Source organism: uncultured Fluviicola sp. (genome assembly GCF_902168135.1).
GTDB lineage: Bacteria > Bacteroidota > Bacteroidia > Flavobacteriales_D > Crocinitomicaceae > Fluviicola.
In genome coordinates this window covers 126,667-137,531 of record NZ_CABHOL010000034.1, presented here as the reverse complement: position 1 = coordinate 137,531, position 10,865 = coordinate 126,667, and the positions used below count along the sequence as shown (strand labels likewise).

Annotated in this window: 10 protein-coding genes and 2 rRNA genes; 6 read left to right on the top strand and 6 right to left on the bottom strand. The window is 40.3% G+C overall.

What is annotated here, in order from left to right; genetic code table 11:
- From QZT69_RS13085 to QZT69_RS13075, 3 genes are all read left to right on the top strand, one after another.
- A 23S ribosomal RNA gene (locus tag QZT69_RS13085) occupies window positions 1-395 on the top strand; the annotation flags it as partial.
- Between the two features lie 133 nt (window positions 396-528).
- Window positions 529-642: ribosomal RNA gene (gene rrf / locus QZT69_RS13080) — 5S ribosomal RNA — on the top strand.
- A gap of 186 nt (window positions 643-828) precedes the next feature.
- Window positions 829-1,524: an MBL fold metallo-hydrolase gene (locus QZT69_RS13075; protein WP_294674873.1), complete on the top strand. Its 696-nt coding sequence runs from the start codon at window positions 829-831 to the stop codon at window positions 1,522-1,524.
- Here the strand turns inward: QZT69_RS13075 and QZT69_RS13070 are convergent.
- From QZT69_RS13070 to paaE, 4 genes are read right to left on the bottom strand one after another with little or no spacing between them, the layout of a single operon-like run.
- Window positions 1,521-2,450, bottom strand: coding sequence for a tRNA-dihydrouridine synthase (locus QZT69_RS13070; protein ID WP_294674871.1), 930 nt, complete (start codon window positions 2,448-2,450; stop codon window positions 1,521-1,523). The genes QZT69_RS13075 and QZT69_RS13070 overlap by 4 nt on opposite strands.
- Before the next feature lie 6 nt (window positions 2,451-2,456).
- Window positions 2,457-3,131, bottom strand: coding sequence for an SDR family oxidoreductase (locus QZT69_RS13065; RefSeq protein ID WP_294674868.1), 675 nt, complete (start codon window positions 3,129-3,131; stop codon window positions 2,457-2,459).
- Window positions 3,124-4,197, bottom strand: a complete 1,074-nt coding sequence (locus QZT69_RS13060; protein ID WP_294674866.1) for a 2Fe-2S iron-sulfur cluster-binding protein — start codon at window positions 4,195-4,197, stop codon at window positions 3,124-3,126. The genes QZT69_RS13065 and QZT69_RS13060 overlap by 8 nt, the downstream gene beginning before the upstream one ends.
- Window positions 4,198-4,199: 2 nt before the next feature.
- A complete protein-coding gene (gene paaE / locus QZT69_RS13055; RefSeq protein WP_294674863.1) occupies window positions 4,200-5,270 on the bottom strand; it encodes a 1,2-phenylacetyl-CoA epoxidase subunit PaaE in 1,071 nt (356 codons plus the stop codon).
- Window positions 5,271-5,477: 207 nt separating this feature from the next.
- On the opposite strand from paaE, the gene apaG reads away from it, so the two are divergent.
- A complete protein-coding gene (gene apaG / locus QZT69_RS13050; protein WP_144334654.1) occupies window positions 5,478-5,870 on the top strand; it encodes a Co2+/Mg2+ efflux protein ApaG in 393 nt (130 codons plus the stop codon).
- Here apaG and QZT69_RS13045 read toward each other — a convergent pair.
- On the bottom strand, window positions 5,867-7,126 hold the full coding sequence (locus tag QZT69_RS13045) for a lipopolysaccharide assembly protein LapB (RefSeq protein WP_294674859.1): 1,260 nt from the start codon (window positions 7,124-7,126) through the stop codon (window positions 5,867-5,869). The genes apaG and QZT69_RS13045 overlap by 4 nt on opposite strands.
- Before the next feature lie 333 nt (window positions 7,127-7,459).
- On the opposite strand from QZT69_RS13045, the gene pruA reads away from it, so the two are divergent.
- Both pruA and QZT69_RS13035 read left to right on the top strand, forming a co-directional pair.
- The gene (gene pruA, locus QZT69_RS13040; RefSeq protein ID WP_294674857.1) at window positions 7,460-9,088 is read left to right on the top strand and encodes an L-glutamate gamma-semialdehyde dehydrogenase; all 1,629 of its coding nucleotides are present in this window, start codon (window positions 7,460-7,462) and stop codon (window positions 9,086-9,088) included.
- Window positions 9,089-9,156: 68 nt separating this feature from the next.
- Window positions 9,157-9,828 carry a hypothetical protein gene (locus QZT69_RS13035; protein ID WP_294674855.1) on the top strand — a complete coding sequence of 224 codons (672 nt, stop codon included), beginning with the start codon at window positions 9,157-9,159 and terminating at the stop codon, window positions 9,826-9,828.
- Window position 9,829: 1 nt separating this feature from the next.
- On the opposite strand, the gene QZT69_RS13030 is transcribed toward QZT69_RS13035, so the two are convergent.
- Window positions 9,830-10,864 carry a PorP/SprF family type IX secretion system membrane protein gene (locus tag QZT69_RS13030; protein WP_294674853.1) on the bottom strand — a complete coding sequence of 345 codons (1,035 nt, stop codon included), beginning with the start codon at window positions 10,862-10,864 and terminating at the stop codon, window positions 9,830-9,832.
- Window position 10,865: the final 1 nt, after the last annotated feature.

Below are 10,865 nucleotides of genomic sequence, written 5' to 3'. Positions count from 1 at the left end.
TTTGGCACCTCGATGTCGGCTCGTCACATCCTGGGGCTGGAGAAGGTCCCAAGGGTTGGGCTGTTCGCCCATTAAAGTGGCACGCGAGCTGGGTTCAGAACGTCGTGAGACAGTTCGGTCTCTATCTGTTGTGGGCGTTAGTTATTTGAGAGGACCTGCCTCTAGTACGAGAGGACCGGGGTGGACGAACCTCTGGTGTACCTGTTGTGGCGCCAGCTGCATCGCAGGGTAGCTATGTTCGGATGAGATAAGCGCTGAAAGCATCTAAGCACGAAACTCACCTCAAGATGAGATAACTTTTAAGGGCCGTGGAAGACGACCACGTTGATAGGCTACAGGTGTAAAGACAGTAATGTCAAAGCCGAGTAGTACTAATTACCCGTAGACTTATAATATCACTCTTTCTTATTACTTCAATCGCCAATTCGTCAAGACGAATCAGGCATAGTTAAAAGGCAATAGGCAACAGAACACAGTTCTAAACTATTGACTAATTACTAATGCCTATTCACTAAGATATTCATGATTTTAGGTGTCTATAGCAACGAGGTCCACCTCTTCCCATTCCGAACAGAGAAGTTAAGCCCGTTAGCGCTGATGGTACTGCCCTTTTGAGGGTGGGAGAGTAAGTCGATGCCATTTTTATAAAGCCGTTCTCACAAGGAACGGCTTTTTTTGTGTTTATAATTTTCCGGGAGAGCCCTGACGAAGCGCTGCTTGTAGCTAAAGAGATGACACTCTTAATAATCCCCACATGCACTGCATCGTCCCGATTTTTTGTGTTGGCAGATTTGTGCCCATTAAGATTTAATCCCTAATTTAGATTTAATGAAGTTTCACAAATTAAACGATGATTGTGCCTGGCTCTGGGAATTAAATGGAGTCAAAATAATTGTTGATCCTTGGTTTACTCCATCTCAAATTGATGGACATCGTTTGTTTAGTGAACAATTTCATAGAAGCCCGCAACCATCTGTTTTAAGCTTACCCCCAGCAGATTTCTTGTTTATTTCAAATCCTTTCACGGATCATTGCAATAAGGAAACATTGATTCAGTTTGATCCATCCATTCCCATTATTGCGAAAGAAAGTATTCTGAAAAAAATATCAAAATGGAACCACTTTTACAAATTGATTGTACTAACAGATGCTCCTTTTCCAATTAAGGAGTACAAACCAGGAAACCCTTTAGACTTGGTTCACAGCGCTTATTTGTTTGAGACGGAAGAAGGGAGTGTCCTGTTTGCTCCTCATGGAGCGAAAAGCAAGGATCTTCCCAAAGCAGATGTCTTAATAACAACGACGACATGCTACCATTTACCATTTTGGTTAGGTGGTACCGTAAATCTTGGTATCAAAAATGCTGAGATACTTTACCGGCAGTGTGGGGCAAAACTTTTTATATCCACGCATGATGAACAAAAGCTGGGAAAGGGATTGGTCGAAAAACTAGCTAAAAAGAATTACGTTACAGATGCAAATTTTGTCACCTATCTAAAAGCAGGAGAATCTTATGCGTACTAAAGCATTTCACTAAGCAATTCCCTGAACTCCTCAATTGATTTTGATTTTTTCAATTTGCGGTATAGATTCTTTCCATCCGATAATCCTTCTGATAAGTATTCCCAATAGGATTTCATTTTACTTAAAGCATATCCTCTATCCGGGTTACATTCTAAAAGACTAGTGATTAGGTGTTGAGAAAAAAGCATCAATTTATCCCGGTAAACTTCACCGGAATCGACTATTCCGAATTGGATTTCTTCAAACAGACTTGGGTTTTTCATAGCACCCCTTCCGATCATCCAATGATCAATGTTTTTGAATTTGCATTGAAGGTCGTCGAAATCTTCTTTTGTTTCAATGTCCCCATTATAAGTTAAGGAATGTTTAGTTAATGAAATGCATTCCAGGAACCGCTCATGATCACAGGTCCCGTTGTAAAGTTGTTTCGCATACCTGGCGTGAATAATTATTTCAGTAAGCGGGTAATCATTCAAACGGGGTAATATTTCAAGAATCTCTGAGGTGTTTTCCAATCCCATTCGCATTTTGATTCCCAATCCCATTTTTAGTTTCGGAAAAATGCTGTCAAACAGATTAAAAATTTCTGTCGGTTTGTTTAGAATTCCTGCTCCCAGGTTTTTGTTCGTAACCATGGGATAAGGGCAGCCCATATTCCAGTTCAGTTCAGTGTATCCCAAAGATTCAATGTAATCAGCCATCACGAAGAACTCCTGCTCACCGCAGGCCATAAGTTGAGGAATTACGGAATTATTCGGATTGTTTTTCGGAAGAATATCGATTTTCGGAGTGTTTTTAATCGTTCCGTCATTGTTCATTTTCAAATACGGAGCGTAGAACTTATCAACTCCCTTGAACACCGCAAGATGTGCATTTCGAAAATGATAATCGGTATATGTCTGCAAAGGCGCTAAGGCTAATTGCATGGCTTTCTATGGATTCGAAACACTCACAGGAATGATTTTCCCATGAAAGTACTTTCCGTTGTTTAACGTGAAATCTACAATGAATTCAGCAATCTCATCCGGCTGGTGAGGTGCTTTATATCCGGGAAAGGCTTCCTCCATCATTTCAGTCTGAACAGCTCCTAAACACAAGCAATTGATCGAAATACCAGAGGTCTTGAATTCTTCAGCCAGTAATTCAGTTAATGAAACCAATGCTGCTTTTGAAGTTGAATAAGCTGCTAATCCCGGAAATTTAGAACTTCCCTGGAAACCACCTATGGATGAGATCATAACGATATGTCCGCCCGGTTTCATTTTAGGAATGCATACTTGAGTAATTTCCATCACCGAAAGTACATTTACCTGGTAGCAGTTATGTATGTCTTCCCTTGATAACTCCAGGAAAGGTTTAACGGCGATAAAACCCGCATTATGAATTAGGTAATCGATTTGGTCTATGCCTGCAACTGCATTTTCGAAGTCCGACTTAATTGTCGGACTCAACAAATCCAGTTGGATATAGTGAATATTATTTTCCGTGTGATTGGTTAAACTTCGGGAAAAACCAAATGTTTCCAAGCCCTTGTCGGCAAATTGTCTCACCAATTCTTTACCGATTCCCCGGCTGGCACCGATAACCAATACATTCTTTTTAGACATCAAAATCCAATTTTAGAACTTCACTTGTTGGATGTGCCTGGCACGTCAAAATATACCCCTCTTTTACTTCTTCGTCGGTTAAAGCATAGTTGATAGTCATTTGCGCGCTTCCTTCAATGATCTTAGCTTTACAAGTACAGCAAACACCACCTTTACAAGAATATGGAACATCCATACCTGATTGGTCTAAAGCGTCAAGGATACTTTTTCCGTTTGTAGCCAGCTCGATTCGCTGAACATCTCCGTCCAGGATTGCGCTGATCTGGGAAACTCCTTTAAACGTACCCACAACGGTTGTTTCTTCCTGCTTCATTAAAACAGGAGTTGTAAATAGTTCGAAGTGAATTTTTTCTTTCGAAACCCCGAAAACACTCAATACTTCCTGTATTCCAATGATCATTTCTTCGGGACCACAAATATAGAATCCATCCGCTCTCAAAAGGGGCAATTCTGCCTTGATTAATTCACTGACATGGTGTTTATCCAATCGTCCTTCCTGATGACCTTCGTTTTTCTCCTGACTGAAGAAAAAAGTGGAAGTCACATTTGGGAAAGCCAGGATCTCATCCATGAAAAATGCAGTATCCATTTTCGAATTCCCGTAAATCAGGCGCATTTTCTGGTTTGCACCCAATGATTTGGCGAATGACATGAATGGTGTGATCCCGCTTCCGGCTGCAAAACATACAATATTGGGAGCTTTTTGGTCCAATTTGAAATTCCCCATAGGAAAATCCAATTCAATCTGATCTCCGGCTTTCAATTCGTTGACCAAATAGTTTGAAACCAAACCGTTGTCAATTGCTTTTACTGCAACTGCCAGATTTTTTTCCTGGGGGCCGCTGCAAATAGAATATGAGCGGGTGTGTTTGGCTCCATTCAGGTTTACGTGAACATTGATATATTGTCCGGGTTCATAAGCAAACTGATCTTTCAAATCAGCTGGTATTTCAAAATGAATACGACTTCCAACTGCTGTGATTCGTTCATTGTTTGCAACCGTAACCATTCCTGAGCGCCCTTTTTTAGCCCCGGAATCTTTCTTGAATTTGGAAAATAAACCCATAATTAATCGTCAAATGATACTGTTAATTTTTCGGAAGTCGGGTGCGCCTGACAAGTTAAAATATAACCGGCTTCAACTTCATCTTTTTCCAATGCATAGTTGACGTCCATTACAGCACTCCCTTCCAATATTTTTGCTTTACATGTGCAGCAGACACCGCCTTTACATGCAAAAGGCAAATCCGCTCCTGCGGCATAACCTGCTTCAAGGATGGATGTTCCGGCAGTGTTCAGGTCCACTTCAATACGGTCACCATCCAAAATAATGGTCACTTTTGCCAACACATCCTGGTCTTTCGGAACAACAATTTTTGCCTGGGAACCAGCCGTTTTCGTTCCAAATAGTTCGAAATGGATTTTGTTTTCCGGAACTCCGGATTCCATCATTGCTTCTTTAACAGCATGGGTCATCTCCTCGGGACCACAGCTGTAAACCGCATCAATATGCTCTCCGCGTAAGAGTGTCCTTCCGATTAATTCCACTTTTTCCTTGTCAATACGCCCCTTTTGCAAAGGATTTCCTAAGCTTTCCCGGCTCAAGACATGAATTAGCTGAAAGCGATTGATGAATTTATTTTTTAAAGCTTCTAATTCTTCTCTGAAAATGATACTCGCGAAACCTCTGTTACCATAAACAAGTGTTACTGTGCTCATAGGCTCGTTCATTAAGATTGTTTTCGCGATGGAAATAATCGGAGTGATCCCGCTTCCCGCTGCAAAAAGAGCATAGTTCCGGGTTGCAGAAATTTCAGGGACCAATTGAAAGTGCCCGCTTGGTGTCATTACATCCAATGTTTCTCCGATTTTCAGTTCAGATGTTGCCCAGGAGGAAAAACGACCGTCATCTACTCGTTTAACAGCAACACGTAATTCGCCGTCCTGCGGAGTTACGCAAATAGAATAAGACCTTCTCAACTCTTCACCGTCGATGATTTTACGAATGGTAATGTATTGCCCGGAAACAAATTGGTAGTCGTTGGTCAGTTCGGATGGGATTTCAAATGCAATTGAAACAGTGTCATCAGTTTCCTTTCTGACATCTTGAACAACTAAAGGATGAAACTTCGGAGTCATTTCTGATTTTTTTGAATACAAAAATAGAATTTAATTCGGCTTGAAGGCTACATATTTAGAGTGACTTTCGTCATTTAGAGCCATTATTCGTTAATTTTTGAAGTCGCTTGAAATGCTACGGTTTGTGGGCATCCATCAATAAAAAATGTGAAAAATTTGTCGGTCTTAATTTAAGTTACTAACTTTCTTCGTGACAAGTCGATAAATATGACACAGATAACCGCGCTTACGGAAGGAGTTTTGATCCGGGTTTCGACTCAGTTTCGGGCAGATGTTTCTCAAACAACGGACTCAAGCTATTTCTTCAGTTACCGGATTGATATTGAAAATCAAAATCAATTCACCGTTCAATTGCTTCACCGCGATTGGTTTATTTTTGATTCTTTGAATCCTACCATTCATGTTAGTGGAGAGGGGGTTGTTGGTCAACAGCCTATTTTGGAGTCAGGAGAATTATATCAATACACGAGTGGGTGTGAACTAAAATCAGAAATGGGTTCCATGCATGGTTTTTATACGTTTAAGAATATGGAAACGGGCCAGCTTTTTAAAGTGGATATTCCTGTTTTTCAATTGAATTTCCCGGGGAAACTAAATTAAGTCGTTTTTGTCTTATTGAGTCTTATAAACAATAAGACGACAGTTATTGCCAAAGCCGCCGCAACGATTAAAAGTACATCATTCCAAAAAGAAGTTTCTTTTCTGATTTCAGCAGTTTTGTATTCCTCAAAATCGGTTCGCCAGATCTCGTGCTGCAGGTTTGTCAAATCTTCATCATCTGCGCTTTGCTGCAGTTTCAGATCACTGGAGATCGCAAGTGCTTTTTCCAAATGCCTGGTAGATTCGTCAAATTGCTTCATTTCCTTATAAACCTGCGCCATTGCAAGTAATCCGTCTTTTTCCTCTTTTAAAAGTCCGTTTTTCTTAGCCAGGTCAGTTGATCTTTGATACCAATAAAGTGCTTTTGAATACTGTTCGATATAGAAATGGTAATCTCCCATGTTGTAAAGACTTTCTGAAACGGACTTCACGTCATTGACAGATTCTCTTAGTGTGAGTGCTTTTTGGAAATGAAGTCGTGCATTGGTAGTATCTCCTTTTTCGAAATAAACAATTGCCAGGTTATTTAATGCATGGGCTTTCGGTGAAGTCAGATTCGTTTTCCGAGCCATTTGATAGGAAAGTTTGAAGAATTTTTCTGCCAGGCTGAACTTTTCAGAAATCCGGTAGATATCGCCCAAACGTGCATAAGCAGAACTCAATCCTCGATAATCTTTTGATTTGGAGGCTTTAGAAATGTAATTTTCATACGTTTCAATGGCCAGTTTTTCCTTATGTTGCAGTAAATATGCTTCTGCCAATGAAATCAATCCTTCCGTTTTGTCTTTGGATTCCGGATTGTCCTTATTGTAAGTAATGGCTTTTTGGGCCCACAGCATGGAGGAATTTCCGTCATCCAGTTTCCGGTAGCCCGAAGCAATAATTTTACAAACATCGGTTAATAAAGTCATATCGCCACGTTCCTGTAATCTTGGGAGTGTGGCTTTTGCCATGACAATTCCATCATTGATCCGGCCGTTCATAACGTAAAACTCTGCCAGCGTAATTTTCCCGAATTCAATTGCAGGTTGGTAATGATTGTCAATTCCAAAGAAGAAAAGTGTTTCACCGACGATCCTTAAAGAGTCTAACGATTCTGACTGATAGTAGATACTTAGTTTTTTAGCTGCATCAATCCGCTCGTTTTCACCACCATTGTTTAATAAATCCCATTGTTTCTTCGAATCATAGGATTGGGTGAATGACCAGAAATGAGTGCACACGGCAAAAAGAATAATGGCAGTAGAGATCTTCATAAGTGTGTTTAAATAACCATAACCCAAACATAAGAACAATCTTTTAAATGAATGGTAGAAGTTCCATAAGTTTAAAAAGTTCAAAAGTTCAAAAGTTCAAATCCAAATAACTTTATAGATCAAAAGTTCAAATAAAGTGATTAATGAAGAAAAATGCAGTTCTTGGAAAGAGGGACTTTTTATGGTAATGATATTGGTTAGGAATACCTTCTTTATATGATGTATTCTACATTTTGAACATGTGTTGACCCCATTAAACTCTTTGAACTCTTTTTGAACTTGTTTTAGAACTCAAAGCATTATGTGTACATTTGTAATGCAAAAATGTATACTATGTCAAACGCGTTATTTACGGTTCCAAAAGCAATCAATGAACCGGTAAAGGCTTATGTTCCGGGAAGTGCCGAGCATACGGCTTTGATTTCTGAATATAAAAGAATGTTGAATCAGGAACCAATCGATGTACCGATGTACATTGGTTCGGAGTTGGTTCGAACGGATAATAAAAAACCGATGTCACCTCCACACGATCATCAAAAAGTGTTGGGACATTTCAATTACGGAGATGCGTCTCATGTTTCCAAAGCTATTGATGCTGCGATGAATGCACGTGAGCAATGGGCAAACCTTCCCTGGGAACAACGTGCTGCGATCTTTTTGAAAGCTGCGGATTTATTGGCAGGACCATTCAGAAATAAAATGAATGCTGCAACTATGTTGGGGCAATCCAAAAACGTCATGCAGGCTGAGATCGATGCAGCATGTGAGCTAATTGATTTTTTCCGCTTCAATGTTCAGTATTTGACTCAAATCTATAAAGACCAACCGGAATCTTTACCCGGAATGTGGAACAGATTGGAATACCGTCCGCTGGAAGGATTCGTTTTTGCTCTTACGCCGTTCAATTTTACTTCAATTGCTGCGAACCTTTGTGCTGCGCCTGCAATGATGGGGAATGTAATCGTTTGGAAACCTGCGGAATCTCAAATGTATTCGGCACAGGTAATTATGGAAGTATTCCGTGCAGCCGGAGTTCCGGACGGAGTAATCAATATGATTTCTGTAGACGGACCAGTGGCCGGTGATGTAATTTTCAAGAACAAACATTTGGCAGGGTTGCATTTCACAGGTTCAACAGGAGTATTCCGTCATTTATGGAAAGAGATCGGAAATAACATTGAGAATTACCGTGCATATCCAAGAATCGTTGGAGAAACAGGAGGAAAAGACTTCGTAATGGTTCACAAAAGTGCAAATGCAGCTGAAGTAGCAACTGCTTTGTCTCGTGGAGCATTTGAATTCCAGGGACAAAAATGTTCTGCAGCTTCACGTGCGTATATTCCATCCAATTTATGGCAGGATGTGAAAGAAATCCTGGTAAACCAGGTTAAATCCTTCAAAATGGGTTCTCCGGAAGATTCTTCCAATTTCATCAATGCAGTAATCGATGAGCGTGCTTTCGATAAGATCTCCGGATATATCGACTATGCAAAATCACAATCTGATGCTGAAATTATCGTTGGAGGTTCTTACGATAAATCAAAAGGATATTTCATTGAACCAACTGTTGTTGTAACGACAAATCCAAAATTCAGAACAATCGTTGAAGAGATCTTCGGACCGGTATTAACAATCTATGTTTATCCTGAAAATGAATTCGAAGCAACCTTGAAATTGTTGGACGAAACTTCTGAGTATGCATTGACCGGTTCAATTATGTCGAACGACCGCTATGCTATTCAAACTGCTACCAAGGCACTTGAAAATGCAGCAGGAAACTTCTATATCAATGATAAACCTACTGGGGCAGTTGTTGGTCAGCAACCGTTCGGAGGTGCAAGAGGTTCAGGTACTAATGATAAGGCAGGAGCGGCAATGAACTTATTGCGTTGGGTTTCCGCAAGAACAATTAAAGAAACATTTGTTCCGCCGACAGATTACAAATATCCGTTCTTGGGATAAGAAAAAAATAAAGTATTTTAGGGGGCATCTTAAGGATGCCCTTTTTTTATTTAAAAGCCAACCGAATCATGGATTTTGAAAAGAAATACCGCATTACACAATTCCCGGGCGAAACAGTCAAAGCAATGTGGACCAGGGGATATCAAGTTGTAGAGATTTATTACCACGATACATTGATCCTGACCCATGAAGGAGTGAATAAGCTTAGGAATGGAGTAAAGTATCAGACCAAGGAGTTGGGAGAAATAGAGTTGAAACTTTCGGCTAAACCCATTACACTGGATATCATTATTGATGGATATCATTGTGTAAATAATGTGTCACATCCTGCTAAAGAATTGAAAAGCATGAGTACTTTTTTCTGGGTAATCACTGTTTTTGCAATTATTTCAAGTTTATTGGATGGAATACACCTGAGTTTTGATTTATCCCTGGGTTCACTAATAACGCTGATCAATCTTTCAGTAGTGGCAGTATATGTTGTATCTGCAGTTAATACAAACAAATCAAAGCCATGGGCTTTTTACCTGGGTTTATCTATGTTTGGTTTTTGGACGTTAATTTCGTTATTGAGCCTTGTTTCCGGAAACATATTTATTATTATGGTCTTTTTGATCAGAGTTGCATTTCTGGTTTTTTTGATAAAGAACATTAAACATGCGGTAGCAACAGCTAAGCATAATCAATTTAATTCGGGAGGTAATAGAACCAATGAAGATTTGTTGGATTCAAAGATTTAGTCTACCAAAGAGAAGGATTGTTCAAACGGTCATCCAGGTTGAAACGCAGGAAAATCTCAACTCCTCCGCGTGATTTAGAGACAGGAGTTAACCGTGAAAGGTTGAAATCGTAAGCCATACCAACTGAAAATTGATGATACTGGAAATACCCCTTTGCGACGAAAGCATCTTTGTAGCGGCTGAATATTCCGAGTGCGGCAGCTACCGGTTTGATGGATCCGGTGAAATGTGAAGACTCACGAAGGTTGTAGCGCAGATAAGTTCCGAAAAGCACCTCCGAATACTTCGACTGCAATTGCACATAAACAGCCGGCTGCACCGCTAATGGGGTATTCCGGATATTGAAAGAGCTATTGATGAACCCGGAAATCCGCATAGCTAGTTTGTCCTCCGGCAAAGAAACGAATGATGAAGCAGGTTGATTGGCGTGATAAACCGCAAGACCGCAATTCACATTATTGTTGACATTGTTATTAACGGAATATTTCATTCTGCGGAAGGTGTAAACGATTCCGGCACCCGCATCCATAAATAGGTGGTTGTATGAACCGAAATTTTCGCCGCTGCCTATGCTTGTATTGATTGCATCACCATCAAATTGGCTTGCCCAGTTTCCCCTGCTCGGATCAAGGATCCGTTGATTCATCCCACCGTAAATTCCGATCCGAAGCACACTGTAGCGGCCCATCTTGATATGGTAAGCCAAATCCAGGTTAAACTGGTTGGTAGTAACCTTCATGTCGCCTGCTACATCATTGAAGAAGTTAACTCCTAAAGCTACAAAACTGTTGTTATCAGCATCTCTGCGTTGTAATCTGGCATCGAAAGAAGCTGCAATTGTTTGATATGGTGAAGCAACACTATTCCATTGATTGCGGTAATTCGCAATGACCTGCATGTGTGAAAAGGCCCCTGTCAAAGCTGGATTTAAAAGCATAGGTGCATATTCAGTCTGGGCAAAATGAACATCCTGCGACCAAACATCGTTTGTTACAACCCGGATCAGAATGAATATGCAAATGATAAACTTTTTCATA